Origin of the sequence: Pseudoalteromonas sp. MMG022 (assembly GCF_021654245.1) — a bacterium.
Classification (GTDB): Bacteria; Pseudomonadota; Gammaproteobacteria; order Enterobacterales; family Alteromonadaceae; genus Pseudoalteromonas; species Pseudoalteromonas amylolytica.
Window position 1 is genome coordinate 216,735 of record NZ_JAKFZQ010000001.1, and the last position, 17,487, is coordinate 234,221.

The following is a 17,487-nucleotide window of genomic DNA, read 5'->3' on the forward strand; positions in this document are numbered from 1 at the left end:
ACGTCAACCTAAAATAACCTTACTTTAACGTAATCAAAACTAAAGCCTCTTTTTAGTTAATACACCGTCAAAACATAGTGAGGTTAAAATGGTTGAACGCGAAACCATGGAATTCGATGTAGTTGTGGTTGGCGCAGGGCCTGCTGGCTTATCTTGCGCAATCCGACTCGCACAACAGGCACAACAACAAGAAAAAGAACTGATGATCTGTGTCGTTGAGAAAGGCTCTGAGGTGGGTGCACATATTTTGTCAGGTGCCGTATTTGAGACTAAAGCACTCGATGAACTACTACCAGATTGGAAAGATAAAGGTGCCCCTGTAACCACCGAAGTCACGACTGATGAGATTTACTTGTTTAAAGATCAGGCAAGTGCCACCAGCATCCCACATATCGCCGTACCAAAAACATTCAAAAACCATGGTAACTACATTGTTTCTATGGGCAACGTATGTCGTTGGTTAGCTGAGCAGGCTGAGCAACTCGGCGTAGAGATATTCCCTGGTTTCAGCGCGCACTCTTTAATCATCGAAGATGATGAAGTAAAAGGTATTGTTACTGGCGATATGGGCGTAGATAAAGACGGTCAACCTAAAGACAGCTATATGCCAGGAATGGAACTACGCGCTAAATACACTGTATTTGCCGAAGGGTGTCGTGGTCATTTAGGTAAACAATTGATCAAGCAATTTGACCTAGATAAGGATGCAACGCCACAACACTATGGTATTGGTTTTAAAGAAATCTGGCAGATTGACCCAAGTAAGCATAAAGAAGGTACTGTAGTACACGGTACTGGTTGGCCACTTGAAAAAGACACCCACGGCGGCTCTTTCATGTATCACGCCGAAAACAATCAGGTTGTTGTCGGCTTAATCATCGATCTTAACTACAGTAATCCATACCTAAGCCCATTTGATGAATTCCAACGCATGAAACACCACCCTATTTTTGCACAAGTGCTAGAAGGGGGTGAACGCGTGTCATACGGTGCGCGTGCTATCGCGAAAGGCGGCTTCCACTCACTGCCTAAAATGCACTTCCCAGGAGGTTTACTTGTGGGGTGTGATGCCGGCACTTTGAACTTTGCCAAAATAAAGGGCAATCACACCGCGATGAAATCAGGCATGTTGGCAGCTGATTGCATTATCGAAGCCCTTGTTGATGAGCAGCCAAAAGCTGATTTAGCTAGTTTCGCTGAAAAGTTCAAGGCTAGCTGGCTATACGAAGAACTATATCAGTCGCGTAACTTTGGCCCTGCTATCCACAAACTAGGTAGAATTCTAGGTGGCGCTTATAACACACTAGATCAGAATATATTTTCAGGCGCTTTACCGTTTACATTTAAAGACACGCACCACGACCATGCGATGCTAAAACCAGCTTCTGAATGTGACAAAATAGATTATCCTAAGCCGGATGGTAAGCTGAGCTTTGACAAGCTTTCGTCGGTATTCTTATCGAATACCAACCATGAAGAATCGCAGCCATGTCACCTTAAATTGGCCGATGCCAGTATTCCAATTTCAGTCAATCTCGAAAAATATGCAGAGCCAGCACAAAGATATTGCCCAGCAAGCGTGTATGAAATCAATGAGAATGACGCTGGCGAGAAACAGTTTGTGATCAACGCGCAAAACTGCGTGCACTGTAAAACCTGTGATATTAAAGACCCTAGTCAGAATATTACATGGGTCACACCTGAAGGCGCTGGTGGACCAAACTACCCTAATATGTGATCTGACAGCTTTACAATTCTAACCCAAATTGCTGGGGGCCAAATAGGCCCCTTTTTTCTTACATCCCTCCTAGTTCAGCAAAACCTCAGATATTGCATATACTTAATCAAAAGACACAACCGTGAGTACAGGAAATGAGTGGACACTCCGAAGTAGTATTTAGATTTTTGGCCGAACCCACCGACGTTAATTTTGGTGGCAAAGTCCATGGCGGCATTGTTATGAAGTGGATAGACCAGGCGGGTTATGCTTGTGCCGCTGGCTGGAGCGGAAGTTACTGTGTAACGGTTTCGGTTGCAGGTGTACGCTTTAAGCGTCCTATTCTTGTTGGCCAGATAGTCGAGGTCTCAGCACAAATCGCCCATACGGGCAAAACCAGCATGCAAATATTCATTCGCGTTCGCTGTGGTGACCCACAAAAACAATCCCTAGTTGAAAGTAATCACTGCATCATTAGTTTTATCGCGATGGACAAAGCAGGCTACCCCGTACCAGTTCCGCAATTCAAAGCGAAAACGCAAGAACAGAAAAAACTAGAATTATACGCAATCAAGATGAAAGAAATCGCCATTGAAACCGAGTCTTTGCTGCAACGCACAATTGACGACTAGTTTGTTACGTCATCACACAACACCAAGTTTTCAGTTACCGCACAGCACTACTGGTAATGGATTAACACCCATTAACGCGCTACAATCTTGCCCGCCCTAAACAACCGAAGCAAGAGATACAGTGCAGAACTATCAGATCCAGCCAGTTGGTTTTATTCAATCCCCTTACAAACAAAAATTTGCCATACCTCGTCAACCTAGGTTGGTGCCTCAAGCAAAAGCAAAACTGGTGTTCTGCGGCGACTTTAATCGTGAAGAGTTTGTCCGCGGTATCGAAGAGTTCACTCACTTGTGGTTGCTTTTTCGATTTCATGAAACGGCCGATAAAGGTTATTCAGCACTGGTTCGCCCTCCTCGCCTTGGTGGCAATGAGCGTAAAGGTGTATTTGCAACACGGGCAACCTTCAGACCTAACGGTATCGGCATGAGCGCGGTAAAACTAGAGGGTGTAGAATACAAAAACGCTCAGCTCGCCCTATTGCTCTCTGGCATAGACCTACTAGATGGCACACCCATAGTAGATATTAAACCCTATCTACCCTATTCAGACGCTATGATAGATGCCAGCGCTGGATTTGCGGATACCCGCCCAGAAACTTTAATGACCGTAAGCTTTAGTGAGCAAGCCGAACAATTTATAGCTAAACAAACCCGCTATCCAGAATTAAAAGAATTCATTATAAACATACTCAAGCAAGACCCTCGTCCTGCCTATAAAAAGCAAAAGCAGCAAACGCAATTTTACGGCATGAGCCTGTACGAATTTAATATTCGCTGGCAAGTAGACGGTGAACACAATCAAGTGATTGAGATAACCCGAGAATAAACGCTTTGTTAAGCGCGCTGGCGCTGATAAACTACGCGCTATTATTACCAAAAACAATTACATTACGAACGGAACCATCATGCGTACCAGTCAATATATCTTGGCGACTTTAAAAGAAACGCCATCAGATGCTGAAATTATCAGCCACCAGTTAATGTTACGTGCGGGTATGATCCGCAAACTGGCCTCAGGTTTATACACTTGGCTGCCATCTGGATTAAAAGTGCTACGCAAAGTCGAGCAAGTTGTGCGCGAAGAAATGAACAAAGCGGGCGCAATTGAAATGTTGATGCCAGTTATTCAACCTGCTGATCTTTGGCAAGAGTCTGGCCGTTGGGAACAATTTGGCCCTGAACTTCTACGTATTAACGACAGACACAACCGCCCTTTCGCGTTAGGTCCAACACATGAAGAAGTGATCACAGACTTTGTTCGTAAAGAGATCAGCAGTTACAAACAATTACCTTTGACTTTATACCAAGTACAAACCAAGGTGCGTGACGAAGTTCGTCCTCGTTTTGGTGTAATGCGTGCACGCGAATTTACCATGAAGGACGCTTACTCTTTCCATTTGACCGAAGAGTGTTTAGCACAAACTTATCAGCGTATGCACCAAGCTTACTGTAACATTTTTGAGCGTTTAGGCCTTGATTATCGCCCTGTAATCGCTGACACCGGTTCAATTGGCGGGAGTGTATCGCACGAATTCCACGTTTTAGCTGAGTCTGGCGAAGATGCTATCGCTTTCAGTACAGAGAGTGATTACGCTGCAAACATCGAAAAGGCTGAAGCGCTGGCGCCTACTGAAGCGCGTCCGGAGCCTAGCAAAGAGCTTAATACTTTTGCCACGCCAGAAGCTAAAACGATTGCAGATCTAAAAGCACAGCACGGTGTTAAACCACATCGCGGCGTTAAAACCCTGATTGTGTATGGTGCGCCTGATGAAAATGAACAGCGTGGCTTAGTTGCATTAATTTTACGTGGCGACCACGAGCTAAACGAGCTCAAAGCTGAAAAACACCCATTGGTTGACTCACCACTTGAAATGGCCAAAGAAGAGGACATCTTTACTGCAATTGGCGCGCGCCCTGGTTCTCTTGGTCCTGTTGGGTTAAAAATGCCAATCGTTGTGGACCGTAGCGCTGCTGTTATGGCTGACTTTGTAGCAGGCGCAAATAAAGACGGTGAGCATTACAGCGGAATTAACTGGGATAGAGACGTTGCTGAATATGACGTGTTCGATTTACGTAATGTGGTTGAAGGCGACCCAAGTCCTTGTGGTAAAGGTACTTTGCAAATCAAACGTGGTATCGAAGTGGGTCATATTTTCCAGTTAGGCACAAAGTACTCAGAAGCAATGAATGCAGGTGTGCTGGGTGAAAACGGTAAAAACCAGATCATGACCATGGGCTGTTATGGTGTTGGTGTTTCACGTATCGTTGCCGCTGCAATTGAGCAAAACAACGACGATTATGGTATCAAGTGGCCAACAGCCCTTGCGCCATTCGAGTTGGCAATTGTGCCTATGAATATGCACAAGTCTCACCGCATTCCGGACATCGCAGAACGTTTATACAGCGAATTTACGGCCGCTGGTATTGATGTGCTGTTTGATGATAGAAAAGAGCGCCCAGGGGTCATGTTCAACGATATGGAATTACTTGGTGTGCCATTTACCTTAGTAATTGGTGAGCGTAACTTGGATAACAATCAAGTTGAGCTTAAAAACCGCCGCACAGGTGAAAAGCTGATGCTAGATATTGACCAAGCTGTTGAGGCAATTACCGCACAGATTCGCGGATAATTTATCGTTAAGACCCTCCATAAAAAAATGCAGTACCTAGGTGCTGCATTTTTTGTCTAAGCTGCTCTTACAACTACTTTGCTGAACGCCAATTCTAGCCATCCATGTGAGTCACACTTATTGGTCTAATTCTGACAGTATCAAATCGGACATATCTGCATATTCCATTTCAAGAAAATCCATGATGTCTTCTTGAACCGCTTGCCACTCACTGTCGATACTATCGGGGTTTTTCTTCATAAAAACCGTGTGTCTGGCAATCTTTAAGATACACAATAAGTCTAAACCAACACCCTCAAGCTCTCCCGAATTAAAAATACCTTCTACGTCGTGCATGTAGTAGATCACATACACCATCACTTTTGGCAGCCCCCACTGTGCAGCCAACAATGACCCTATTGTGGTGTGATTCGTTTTGTAATCAGTCATTTCTTGTGTAGCAGCACAATCCCAGCTTTGTGCTTCAGCCAAGTTTATAATGTGTTCATAATCATCAAAGTGTTGGCTAAGAATTGGCACGCCAACAAAGTGAAATAGCCCCAACATGTAGGCTTGATTTGCTAAGTTAGGTTTTTGCAGCGCATTTGCTACCAAGGATGCGCATTCGGCGATTTCGGTTTGATCTTCCCAAAATACCGCCATGCTTGAGTTGTGACCAACGGTTGCTTTGAGCGCAACGGCTTTAACTAAGGGTACCAAACGCTTAAGCCCTAGCGTCATAATCGCCTGATCAATTGACTCTATCTCTCTTGCTCGGCGAAACGCAGCTGAGTTAACAACTTGCAAAACCGCTGCTGAAATCCCCACGTCTGAATGTAAAATCTTGGCTATCTGAGCAATATTCGGCTCTGGTTTTTTGGTCTCTTGAGAAAACTGAATGAGTACCTCGGGCCTTGGTGGAATTGATACATTCTTGAGTATGCTTTTTTCTTCTTGGGTCAGTGTGATTGCCACTATGCGTATCCTTCAAGCTCGAATGAACACAATAAATAAGTTATAGCTAACCGCGCACCAATCGTCACTTTTATTTAAATATTGATAGCTACTAACAACCTAGATAAAGAATATGTTTTGAGATTGGTGCTCAGATTACTTATAGCTTTATTTACACCTTCGCAAAGTATATTTAAATGATGCGTAATCATAGGCTGGGCTAATCCATTTTGAGTCGACTCCAGCCTATGTTACTAACAAATAATGTTACTCGTTATTACACACAAAGCCACAATACCCTGCCTTATCCCAAAAAAGGCCTGATCCACAAGACATAATATAAGGTGCGTTTCCTACCGTTACGCAGTGATAGTACTTAGTACAATCTGGATGAGAAAATTTCCCTATGTCAGTACATTCCGTTATCTCTTGAACTTCTGCTACTTGTATTAAATCACGCGCTTTGGGCCGTTGAAATTGCCGTGTTTGCGTCATTGTTGAACCGTTTTTTACTTCAATATAAGTGCTCTGAACGGTGATTTGTGAACTTTGGACAGTATTATCAGGTGTTTGAGTATAGCCGTTGCAAATATAACCCACACATAAAAGTAATGCAGCAGACTTAATGCTGCCATAAATAAAGTTAACCATTGTTTGTCCTTAATATGTCTCGATAGAGCACAAAGCATTTACATTTAAATTACATTTAGCAAGTGACATTTCCATTACCTTGCTTAGCACTTTGACGTGCCATCTTGATTTCTATGCGACATACTTAAAAAGCGACTCTATTTTTTGCCAGTGCCCTGTTTTTAGCGCTTATTACTATCCATACAGACATTGCACATATCTGATTTTTATCTAAGTTTACCGCTTATAGAGTGACATTCGTTGTCGGCTGAATGACTATATCACTCACCCCAGAGTAATCAGTTATATGGAGACTTAATATGTCTTTTCGGTTAAATAAAACCTTACAATGCACGTTACTGGCGCTTTCTGTGTTGCCTGCCTTTACGCAAGCCAACACAGGCTTACAAGCAAAAGATATTTTTGAGCTGGAGTATGCAAGTGATCCACAGATCTCACCCGATGGTGAGCAGATCATTTATGTTCGCAACAGCAATGATGTGATGAAAGACGCCACAAGGCAAAATTTATGGCTGGTTGATAGTAAATCTGGCGTGCAGTCACCGCTGTTCTCTGATGAAAACCGTTACACTCAGCCAAGGTGGTCACCCAAAGGAGACAAAATAGCCTTTGTCAGTAATGTGTCGGGTAGCACTCAAATCCATGTCCATTATCTCAAACAAAATCGCACCGCCTTACTCACTCAACTAAAAACTGGGATCAGCGACTTAACGTGGTCACCGGATGGGCAATGGCTAGCATATAGCCAAAAAGTTGCCGAAAAGCCCAGTGTGATAGCTAAAATGCCAGCGCCGCCAAAAGGCGCAACATGGTCAGATCCTGCAGTCGTTATTGATAAAGCCTATTATCAGGCAGATGGGCGTGGTTTGGTAAAGCCGGGCTATCGTCAAATATTTATATTACCCAGCGAGGGCGGAACCCCGCGCCAACTTACATCGGGAGAATATCATCACGGTGGCAAGCTCGCTTGGCGTTCAGACTCTAAAGCCATTGTTTTTTCCGCAAACCGTATCTCAGATTGGGAGTACAAGGCGCTTGAAGGTGACTTATTTGAGGTGAATTTTGAAGGTAAGATCACGCAATTAACCTCAGCACCGGGTCGAGAGCACTCACCGAGTTTCTCCAAAGATGGTAAGCAATTGGCCTATCTAAGTGCGTCGGGTGAGCTTAACCCTTATCGCAACCACAAGCTCAACATCATGGATTGGCAAGCTAAAAAAAGCCAACTCGTTGCCAAAGACTTTGACCGTTCAGTACAAAATCCAAGTTGGATAGGCAACGCGAAATTGGCTATGTCATACGATGATCACGGTATGAAGAAGCTGGCAACGATTACCACAAAGGGAAAAATCACCGACCTAACAGACAGCCTCTCTGGGACCACATTAGGTCGCCCTTATTTGAGTGGCCAGTTTAGTGCTAACTTTGATGGCGATATCGCATTTACCACTGGCAGTAGCCAGCGCCCTGCTGATGTTGCACTAACCAACAGTAAGGGCAAAGTAAAACAGCTGACAAAGTTAAATGAAGATCTTCTGGCTCACAAACAATTGGGTAAAGTACACGAAATTAACTATACCTCATCTTTCGATGGCGAAAAAATTCAGGGCTGGTACATCACGCCGCCTAATTTTGACCCTGCCAAGAAGTACCCTTTATTACTTGAGATCCATGGCGGGCCTCATCTTGCGTATGGCCCACATTTCTCTGCTGAATTGCAGCGTTATGCATCTCAAGGCTACGTGGTTTTTTATGATAACCACAGAGGTAGTAGCTCCTATGGTGAGCGTTTTGCTATGTTATTGAAATATAAATACAGCTCTAAAGAAGACTTCGCCGATCACAACTCTGGCGTAGACGCAATGTTGAAAACGGGCTTTATCGATAAAAACAACTTATTTATTGCCGGTGGTTCAGCCGGAGGAATCGCCACTGCGTATGCAATAGGCTTAACAAACCGCTTTAACGCGGCGGTTGTCGTTAAACCCGTTATCAACTGGCTGAGTAAAGTACTGACCGCAGACAGTGGTCTAGTGCAGATCCCAACGCAATTTCCTGGTATGCCGTGGGAGCATGTCGATCATTACTGGCAGCGCTCACCGCTGTCCCTCGTTGGCAATGTCACCACCCCAACCATGCTTATGACCGGTGAAGAAGACTTACGCACGCCCATGGCCGAAACTGAGCAGTTTTATCAAGCGCTAAAGCATCGTAAAATTGACTCCGTACTCGTCAAAATCCCAGGGGCGCCACATGGCATTGCAGGTAAGCCGTCAAGGATGATCAGCAAAATCGAACACACACTGGCATGGTTCGAAAAATATAAAAAATAACCTTAATCGCCTATAAAAAAGCCGCGCGATGCGGCTTTCTAATCACCCTTTATGCAACACTTGAAAAATCATAGCGCCTACTCAAAAATTACAGTGCTCAAACATGTCCTCAACTTCTTCTGGCAAAACACAACTTTGCTGAGCATAACTAAAATAAAGAAATACGGGAATACATTGCCAGAACTTTTCAGGCTCATAGTGAGGGAGTAGCACGTCCTCGCTCAAACACTCAGGCTCATGCACACTTGTAAAAGGACATTCCCCTGACGTTTTTACCTCTGCTTTTTGTTTTACAAATTGTTGTATATGCGTAGTTGCTGACCCATTTTTTAGTTCAATATAAATGCTTTGAGCAGTCACTTGCGAATTTAGAGTCGTATTTTCGGATGTTTGAGCATAGCCGCTGCTGATGTAACCAACGCACAGCAGTAATGTGGCAGACTTGATGCTGCCACAAAGAAAATTAATCATCGTTCATCCTTGCAATTCTTTGCACAAAAAAACCAACACTAAACTCACATTAAGCAAGTTGAATTTACATTAGTACCTTACACTTTATAAAGTTTCACCTTGATTTTTGTGCTACGTATTTGCAAAGCCACACTGAGTATCCGCCTCATTTTTGTTTTTTGAGCCTTGAATCATAAAATCCATCTGGATGGTCGTTAAAACTGGCTGCTTTTCAACGTTATTAGCTGCAGCTTTCCATCGCCACTTAGAAAGCGCTGCAAATGTGGGTTTGTCAAATACCCCTTGCGGGTAGGACTTTTTCACCTTATGTAAGCGCCATGTACCATCACTATTAATGCCAACCACAAGGTCAACACAACCAGACAGCTGACTTTTAGCAGCATCAATTGGATACAACGGCTCGACTCTTTTTTTGGATACCCAATACTGTGCAAGTAGCTTGTTTTTGCTATCTGACGTTAAATCAATATATTTTGCTTGTTCAAGAGAGGCTGTTTGAGACGTGTCTGTTGATGTGCAAGCACCCAAAAGAATACACAAAACCGATAGTATTACTGTTTTATTCATGCTAAATCCTTATAGCTAGTTTGTTGTATAACTGATTCACCAAGGTAGAAGGTTATGCCAACTTGGTCAGTCATGATCAACGCCACTTTAAAATAGCTTTAACGAGACTACAAGCTTTTGAGTACTCAATACAATAACAACTGCCCCGGCCCATTTTAGACTCCGTATACAACCTAACTCTCACCCCTTCTCTAATCTGTCGCATTAATGTCATGGCTTGTTCATGTAAGCGCATTAATTTAACTATTATTACGCTTGAGGCTACGGACCATGACTACAACGTATTACCCGAGTATCTGGATCTCGGATGTTCATCTCGGCTACAAGGATTGCAAAGCCGACTATTTGTTAGATTTTTTAAACAGTACGCGCTGTGATGTACTCTATCTGGTAGGCGACATCGTTGACTTATGGTCAATGAAGCGTCAATTTTATTGGCAGCCCTCTCATTACAAGGTGCTTGAGTGCATTCAAGCCAAAGCGGAGTCTGGTACTCGGGTGGTCTATATTCCTGGCAACCACGATGAAACTTTTCGCAACTATGCAGGCAAAAGCCTGTTCAATGTCGAAGTGCACAAAACCTTTATCCACACCACCTCACTCGGTAAAAAATTCTTGCTGCTACATGGTGACGATTTTGACTCTGCCACACGTTATAACAAGCTAATCAGCATTGCAGGCGATACAGCGTATGACTTTTTGTTATTTTTAAATCGCTGGACCAACCGCGTAAGACGTCTTTATGGTGGCCATTACTGGTCACTGGCTTCATGGCTAAAAAATCGCGTTCATAAGGCACGTGCTGCTATTAATGCGTTCGAATCCGCCGCGATTCATGAGGCTAAAAAACAAGGTGTAGATGGCATTATTTGCGGTCATATTCATCAACCAGCCATAAAAGTACAAGACGGTATTGTGTACTGTAACGACGGCGACTGGATTGAGAACTGCACAGCCCTAGTTGAGAACAAAAATGGTCGAATTGAACTATTACATTGGTCTGACATTCAGCACGTCGTCAATGTGGTGGAGTTAAGCGAAGTCAAAAGCGCTGGTGTCAAGGCGGCCTAAAATTGCTATGTAACAAGCGCAAACTCTAAATTCGCGCTTGTTACATACTGTGATGATTAGCGGAATAATACCTCTTCTTTAGAAAACCAACGTACGCAAAATGCTAGCAGTAACGCAGCAAGTGCCACTGAGGCGATGACGATCATGCTCAGCAAACCATAATCCACCGTACCTTTGATAATTTCTTTTATCGCCAGTGCAACATTGGTTACTGGAATTAACGCGGTTTTTGCACTGAGTTCCATATTAGGCATCACAGATATAAGGATGGGTAAAAACACCCCCATGCTCAGTGGCGCCATATAATTTTGCGCTTCTTTAAACGTTCGAGCGTAGATTGATATCGCCAACACTAAGGATGAAAATATCGCTGCAATTGGCACCAGTAGCGCAAAAATTAATAAAAAATCAGCGCCTGTGACACTAGAAAAGGCCGACTTTACCGTGTCTAACTCTACAAAACCTATCGCCACAGATACCCAAACAGCCATGCTGAGTACTGTGACTGTTGCACAGGCCAAGGAACTCAGTAGCACAGTTAGAAACTTGCCTAATACCAACTGAGTGCGCGTAACTGGGGTCAGTAACAAAGTCTCTAATGTGCCACGCTCTTTTTCACCAGCGCCTAAATCAATGGCTGGATAGCTTGCGCCCATCAGAACCAACGGAATCAACAAGTAAGGAATAAAGGCCCCCAACTTTTCACCTAGATTCTCTCGCTTATCGGCGGTATCAATTTTGCTGATTTGAATCGGTTGCAAAATAGCCTGCTGCTTGGTTTTTTCAATCCCCAATGAAACTAAAGTTTGCTCGCGAAGACTGTCTGAAAATTCATTTGCTAAAGAGCGCAGTCTATCGTAAATAAAGTTGATGCTTTGCGCATCATTAAACACCACTTGCCAATTAGCTTGTTTGCCTTGGGCTAACATTTTTTCAGGGTCGTTCTCTAAATAGATACCCACATCAATAACGCCATCACGAACAGCTTGCTTCAACTGCTCAATAGACGTGAACTGTTCATTTCCATCATATTTCTTAAAGCTCTTGTGATAAAAAACCCGCTCGGCATAGGCTTGTCCGTATTGTTCATTTACCAAGTAGTAGGTATGTACCTTCTGCTCTGCTTTCAACGCTGCTTGAGAGCCTAAAAAGCCAACCAACGCCATTATCACCGGAAAAATCAGCATGGGTAGCGCCAATACAAAGAACAAGGTTTTTTTATCTCTGATAAGCTCAAGAAGCTCTTTTTTAAATACCTCAAACATATGTGTCTCCCTGTAATAGATTCATAAATGCTTGATTGAGCTCTTGGCTTTGGCCTTTTACTTTAAAGTTCTCAACACTGTCATCAAAGCAACTTACCCCTCTGTCTATCACGCATATTCTGTCACACAATAAAGCCACTTCATCGAGGTGGTGCGTTGAAAAAATAACTGGCGTACCTTTATTCTTCAGATCGCGAATAAAGTTAATTACCGTCTGAGTGGTCATGATATCCAAACCTGTCGTGGGCTCATCTAACACCACCACATCTGGTTGATGCACAACCGCTCTGGCAATATTAGCTTTTTGTTTCATGCCGGTTGATAAATGTTCTGCACGCTTGTCTAAAAATGAGCCCATATCCAGCACTTCAAATAGCTCATCACAACGCGCCTTGAGTGCTCGTCCCTTTAAACCATGAAGTTTGGCAAAGTATTCAACATTTTCTTTGGCACTTAGACGCCCGTATAACCCAGTAGAGCCTGATAAAAAGCCGATTGCTTTTCTGCCAATCAAAGGCTTGGCCACCACATCTTGCCCATTGATGTGGATTTCACCGTTGTCAGGTTTAAGCGCTGTCGAGAGCATTCGCAATGTTGTGGTCTTACCTGCACCATTTGGGCCTAGTAAGCCTAGTACTTCTCCGCGGTTGCAGGTAAAACTGACATCTTGCACAGAGTGAAAATATCCGTCCCGTTCCCTTACATCCGTTGACTTACCCTTTTGTTGATGTGCTTTGGTCAGTTTGAAGCGTTTTTGCAACGCCTTGACTTCTATCATATGTGTTCCTTCGCTTAGCTCTGAAATAGTCGGTATTGTGGTAGAATTCTATAGATTGATTGGCGTCCCACCAATTTGGTACACCCAGTAAAGGCAGAGGTGATAATTGGGTGTTATCGTTAAGCACACCTCCTTGGTCAATCATGTCCACTAACCGTGTATCTAAATATTCATATTGTGCCCGCAAGTCTAGCTTAAAAAATGCCTCCTCAACCTCAATACATAACGCTTTTCCCGTTAGGCCAATAAAAGGTTGAGTCAACATCTCATAATTAGCATGGCCGAATATGAAAGCCTTAATTTCTTTGTCCCAGCTTGCTCTTTGTGTAACAAACGCGTCAACCCAGCAATGATTTTTAAGCTGCTCAGCAAAGCGGTTGTCAGTCATTGCTAACACCACTCCACACTCATCAAATAAGGTCAATGCGTTTCTGTGTTTGCTGCGCTGTTTGAGGCCATGTTTATCGATTTCAATGATATGCTGCTTATTTAATAAAGCTTTCGTTTTTGGAAACAAGCACCAAATCATTGCGCCAAACAAGTCGTGCCAATTTTGGTCTCTGGTAGGTACAGCCCCTGTTTCGAATATAATTTGCTCGTAATAACGAGTTTCGTCTTGCAACTGGGCGTCAGGCACAAACTCTAGAGTGTTTCCGTTACAGTTCGCAATACTGGCGAGCGCATTTAACCAGTCAAAGGTTGGCCAGTTTTCGTGCTCGTTTAGGTTGAATATACGGTTTAAGTGCTCAAACGCACCGCCGCTCAATAATTTTGCATCAAAGGTTTCGGGTGGTGTGAACTTTTTCATTAATAACTACATAGAAATTCTTTGCGCCAGTTTACCCCATGTTGCTCCAAGCGCCAACGCCAGATCATGGTAACTATCGCAGCTGCTCGAAAGTTATGGATTTTTATGTTTATACTTACGCGTCTTAACTTAATAACAAAAGAACAGCTATGAAATTAAAAATGACTCTCAGCGCTTTGGCTGTTGCTGTACTTGCAGGATGTGCGAGTACAACTTCTAACACCAATGCGGATGTACAAGCAGCTTATGATAGCATCAATGCTCAGCAACTGGCTCAGCACATCAAAACTCTAGCATCAGACGAATTTGGTGGCCGTGCGCCCTCATCAAAGGGTGAAGAATTAACACTCGCCTATCTAAGCGAGCAATTTAAAGCACTTGGTTATCAACCTGGTAACGGCGACAGCTTCTTTCAAGAAGTGCCACTTGTTTCAATTGAAGCCGACGCCAACATGACCTTAGATATTGGAGGTAAGGCATATCAATATAAGAAAGACATGGTCATGGGCACCAGTCGAATCAGTCCATTAGAGTCAATTCAAGATTCTGAGTTAGTATTTGTAGGTTATGGTGTTAACGCGCCTGAATACAATTGGAATGACTACGAAGGTCTTGACGTTAAAGGCAAAACAGTTGTTATGCTAGTTAACGACCCAGGTTTTGCAACCAAAGACCCAAGTATGTTTACTGGTGAAGCAATGACCTATTATGGCCGTTGGACTTACAAGTTTGAAGAAGCGAGCCGTCAAGGAGCTGCAGGCGCTATCATTGTTCATGAAACAGCACCTGCATCTTACCCGTGGAGCGTGGTTGAAAACTCTTGGAGCGGCGAGCAATTTGGTTTCCAAAAAGCCAACAACAACATGGATAGAGTGGCTGTTGAAGGTTGGGTCACGGTAGATGTAGCTAAAGAGTTGTTTAGCAAAGCCGGTCTTGATTTTGAAACTGCCAAAGCGAGCGCAGCAAAAGGCGCGTATCATGTTGATATGGGAGATTTAACCGCCTCTGTCACCGTTAAGAGTAAGATTAAAACTTCAACGTCATACAACTTTATTGCCACGCTACCTGGCAGTAAAACACCTGACGAACATGTGATTTATTCAGCTCACTGGGATCACCTAGGCACAGATAAGAATCGTAAAGGTGACCAAATTTACAATGGTGCCCACGATAATGCGACTGGCACAGGGGGCATGATTGAAGTGGCCGAAGCATTCGCTAAGTTACCAACTCGCCCAGACCGCTCTATTACCTTTTTAGCAGTAACCGCTGAAGAACAAGGCCTACTAGGCTCTAAGTTTTACGCTGCTAACCCCGTGATCCCAGCGGATAAAACCGTTGCCAACATTAACATGGATAGCTTAAACCTACTGGGTAAAGTAAAAGACATCAGTGTGGTTGGTATTGGTAAATCTTCGTTAGACACCACGCTTGCAGATGCTGCAAAGCAGCAAGGCCGAGTTGTTTCAGGCGATCCTAAACCTGCCTCAGGTGGATACTATCGCTCTGATCACTTTGCATTTGCTAACATGGGTGTCCCTGCCATGTATGCAGGCGGCGGTACTGAAGCCCTTGATGAGCAAACCGCTGATTACCGTAAGCGAATGAGCCTTGTTCTACGTGGTTGTTATCACCAACCATGTGACCGTTATCGCGACGAGTGGGACTTAAGTGGTGCGGTGCAAGACTTGCAGTTGTTTTATAAAGTAGGCTATGAGGTTTCTCAACAACCACAATGGCCAACTTGGAACGCAAGTTCTGAGTTTCAACGCAAATAGATCTAAATGATATTGATTATCATTCAGATCTAAAATATAGTGTAACCCTATTGTTTTACTGGGTTACACTATATGCTTTCATCTTCTATAAAGTATCGCTTTTACTTCAACACCCTAGCTCGCCAGTATGTTTATAATAAACGCTTGATATTGCCGCTGCTACTAATCTGTGCAATTGTCTATTCGCCAACACGCACTACAACCATTACAACACTTGCAGACGCGTTCTTTCAGGTTGCTGTATTTGTGGCTGGTACTTTATATATTTATCACCGAGTAGTAGGTCGCCTTCCCCAGCTTGAATTACGCTATTTGAGTAGTAAGTCGCCCGCGCTTGAAGTCTCATTCGCTTCTGTTCTAGGCGCGTTACCTGGTTGTGGTGGTGCAATTATAGTGGTCACTCAATATACTCAACGTCAGGCCAGCTTTGGCTCTCTAGTGGCTGTATTAACATCGACCATGGGGGATGCCGCTTTTCTCCTACTGGCAAAAAAACCGCTAGATGGACTGCTGATGATCGCGCTCGGGATAGCAGTTGGCTTTGTCAGTGGGATACTTGTTAACACCCTGCCCGAGCCAGAATTGGAAGTTGCGCACCGCAGCCATACCCCAACTACACATAGCAGTGATGTTGTGAGTCGTATTGCCAGTAGATTGTGGCAATGTCTACTAATACCTTGCCTGTTGATTTCTCTATTACTGGCTGCAAATATACAACTCGGTGCAGTGTCTTACTTAGTACAACTCTTTGGCTGTTCAATGGCAATTTTTGCTACGCTTTGCTGGGCACTAGATGGCAACCTGCAATCGTCTTCAACACAAAACCTCGAGACCACTGACGATTTCACTTTAGCTGTCAAAGATACCCATTTTGTGAGTGTTTGGGTGATTGCCAGTTCTATGCTTTACGAAATCATAGTACTAGGAACGGGATTTGATATTGCAACTTGGTTTAGTTCTGTTGCCGCATTAACACCGATGCTAGGCATAATAATTGGTTTATTGCCAGGTTGTGGGCCACAAATCATTGTAGCCACACTTTATATACAGGGCGTGATCCCGTTCAGTGCATTGGCAGGGAATGCAATCTCCAACGATGGCGATGCGCTGTTTCCTGCCATAGCTCTCGCGCCTAAGGCTGCGCTTTTAGCTACCTGCTACTCTGTGCTGCCCGCTTTGTTAGTCGCTTATACGATTTACTGGTTCTAAAGATTACCACTCAAAGATATACGCCATTTTGCTGATGGTTTTAAGAGCAACGCCATGAGTATTGCGCTTTGCATAGAGGTGTTGCATTGACTTGTCTTTAACTTCACCCACTATCACTTCTTTGACTTGATAACCCATCGCTGTGGCCGCTGCGCTATAGGCAACAAATTCCCACTTTTTGATGTTAGTGTTATCTACAATTATCAGTGGGATCCCCTCGCTTAAGCCATTTATAAAACGTGCTAAATTGAGATTGTGGTACTGCGGCAGCTTGTACTTCTCAAAATGATATTCTCCGGCATCATTATAAAAGTAGTCATCGGTTGAGCAGATCAAATATTGGCTTTCATCGCCTGCTACCAGTTCATCAGCAAGCGTTTGCGCATAATGTGTCTTACCGCATCCGGGTAAGCCCCTCAAAATAAAAACTTGTTTCATCGACGATTAACGTTACCTAAGTCGTGAGCAATCCATAAATAAACGCGTATCATGACACACTTTTTAAATTTAATCATGAATTACATGAACAAAGTATGCGCGACATATGTTTCCAATCTCTAAAGTCATTAAAAATGCCACTTAATGCGTTTAAAAAAAGTACAAAACATCGCTTAAAAGGGCCGAATACCAATTAACTTGTAAAA

General features: G+C 43.6%; 16 protein-coding genes. 8 read left to right on the forward strand and 8 right to left on the reverse strand.

Annotated elements, in window-relative coordinates:
* The first annotated feature begins 88 nt into the window (after positions 1-88).
* From L1070_RS00815 to L1070_RS00830, 4 genes are all read left to right on the forward strand, one after another.
* Positions 89-1,738 (forward strand): electron transfer flavoprotein-ubiquinone oxidoreductase, encoded by a 1,650-nt coding sequence (locus L1070_RS00815; RefSeq protein ID WP_237124104.1) that lies wholly within the window; start codon positions 89-91, stop codon positions 1,736-1,738.
* A gap of 134 nt (positions 1,739-1,872) precedes the next feature.
* On the forward strand, positions 1,873-2,349 hold the full coding sequence (locus tag L1070_RS00820) for an acyl-CoA thioesterase (RefSeq protein WP_105168344.1): 477 nt from the start codon (positions 1,873-1,875) through the stop codon (positions 2,347-2,349).
* A 121-nt stretch (positions 2,350-2,470) separates the two neighbouring features.
* Entirely contained in the window at positions 2,471-3,175 is a 705-nt protein-coding gene (gene tsaA, locus L1070_RS00825) for a tRNA (N6-threonylcarbamoyladenosine(37)-N6)-methyltransferase TrmO (RefSeq protein WP_237124105.1), read from the forward strand.
* 79 nt (positions 3,176-3,254) lie between these two features.
* A complete protein-coding gene (locus tag L1070_RS00830) occupies positions 3,255-4,979 on the forward strand; it encodes a proline--tRNA ligase (protein ID WP_237124106.1) in 1,725 nt (574 codons plus the stop codon).
* Positions 4,980-5,096: 117 nt separating this feature from the next.
* On the opposite strand, the gene L1070_RS00835 is transcribed toward L1070_RS00830, so the two are convergent.
* The gene (locus tag L1070_RS00835; RefSeq protein ID WP_237124107.1) at positions 5,097-5,933 is read right to left on the reverse strand and encodes an HDOD domain-containing protein; all 837 of its coding nucleotides are present in this window, start codon (positions 5,931-5,933) and stop codon (positions 5,097-5,099) included.
* A gap of 246 nt (positions 5,934-6,179) precedes the next feature.
* The gene (locus L1070_RS00840; protein WP_237124108.1) at positions 6,180-6,563 is read right to left on the reverse strand and encodes a carbohydrate-binding module family 14 protein; all 384 of its coding nucleotides are present in this window, start codon (positions 6,561-6,563) and stop codon (positions 6,180-6,182) included.
* A gap of 299 nt (positions 6,564-6,862) precedes the next feature.
* Here L1070_RS00840 and L1070_RS00845 point away from each other — a divergent pair, with 299 nt between their 5' ends.
* Entirely contained in the window at positions 6,863-8,896 is a 2,034-nt protein-coding gene (locus tag L1070_RS00845; RefSeq protein WP_237124109.1) for a S9 family peptidase, read from the forward strand.
* 81 nt (positions 8,897-8,977) lie between these two features.
* On the opposite strand, the gene L1070_RS00850 is transcribed toward L1070_RS00845, so the two are convergent.
* Entirely contained in the window at positions 8,978-9,367 is a 390-nt protein-coding gene (locus tag L1070_RS00850; protein WP_237124110.1) for a hypothetical protein, read from the reverse strand.
* Positions 9,368-9,478: 111 nt separating this feature from the next.
* Positions 9,479-9,934 carry an energy transducer TonB gene (locus tag L1070_RS00855; protein ID WP_237124111.1) on the reverse strand — a complete coding sequence of 152 codons (456 nt, stop codon included), beginning with the start codon at positions 9,932-9,934 and terminating at the stop codon, positions 9,479-9,481.
* 270 nt (positions 9,935-10,204) lie between these two features.
* Between L1070_RS00855 and L1070_RS00860 the strand changes: the two genes are divergently transcribed.
* Positions 10,205-11,005 carry a UDP-2,3-diacylglucosamine diphosphatase gene (locus L1070_RS00860; RefSeq protein ID WP_237124112.1) on the forward strand — a complete coding sequence of 267 codons (801 nt, stop codon included), beginning with the start codon at positions 10,205-10,207 and terminating at the stop codon, positions 11,003-11,005.
* 56 nt (positions 11,006-11,061) lie between these two features.
* On the opposite strand, the gene L1070_RS00865 is transcribed toward L1070_RS00860, so the two are convergent.
* Genes L1070_RS00865 through L1070_RS00875 form a run of 3 tightly spaced genes read right to left on the reverse strand, consistent with a single transcriptional unit; the run spans position 11,062 to position 13,856 of the window.
* On the reverse strand, positions 11,062-12,270 hold the full coding sequence (locus L1070_RS00865) for an ABC transporter permease (RefSeq protein ID WP_237124113.1): 1,209 nt from the start codon (positions 12,268-12,270) through the stop codon (positions 11,062-11,064).
* Positions 12,263-13,048, reverse strand: coding sequence for an ATP-binding cassette domain-containing protein (locus L1070_RS00870; RefSeq protein ID WP_237124114.1), 786 nt, complete (start codon positions 13,046-13,048; stop codon positions 12,263-12,265). The genes L1070_RS00865 and L1070_RS00870 overlap by 8 nt, the downstream gene beginning before the upstream one ends.
* Complete coding sequence (locus tag L1070_RS00875) at positions 12,984-13,856, reverse strand: DUF3025 domain-containing protein (protein WP_237124115.1); 873 nt, start codon at positions 13,854-13,856, stop codon at positions 12,984-12,986. The genes L1070_RS00870 and L1070_RS00875 overlap by 65 nt, the downstream gene beginning before the upstream one ends.
* A gap of 149 nt (positions 13,857-14,005) precedes the next feature.
* Between L1070_RS00875 and L1070_RS00880 the strand changes: the two genes are divergently transcribed.
* Both L1070_RS00880 and L1070_RS00885 read left to right on the forward strand, forming a co-directional pair.
* Complete coding sequence (locus L1070_RS00880; protein ID WP_070985377.1) at positions 14,006-15,634, forward strand: M28 family metallopeptidase; 1,629 nt, start codon at positions 14,006-14,008, stop codon at positions 15,632-15,634.
* A 72-nt stretch (positions 15,635-15,706) separates the two neighbouring features.
* Positions 15,707-16,843: a putative manganese transporter gene (locus L1070_RS00885; protein WP_237124116.1), complete on the forward strand. Its 1,137-nt coding sequence runs from the start codon at positions 15,707-15,709 to the stop codon at positions 16,841-16,843.
* A gap of 3 nt (positions 16,844-16,846) precedes the next feature.
* Here L1070_RS00885 and L1070_RS00890 read toward each other — a convergent pair whose 3' ends face one another.
* Complete coding sequence (locus L1070_RS00890; protein WP_237124117.1) at positions 16,847-17,281, reverse strand: AAA family ATPase; 435 nt, start codon at positions 17,279-17,281, stop codon at positions 16,847-16,849.
* Between the last annotated feature and the right edge of the window lie 206 nt (positions 17,282-17,487).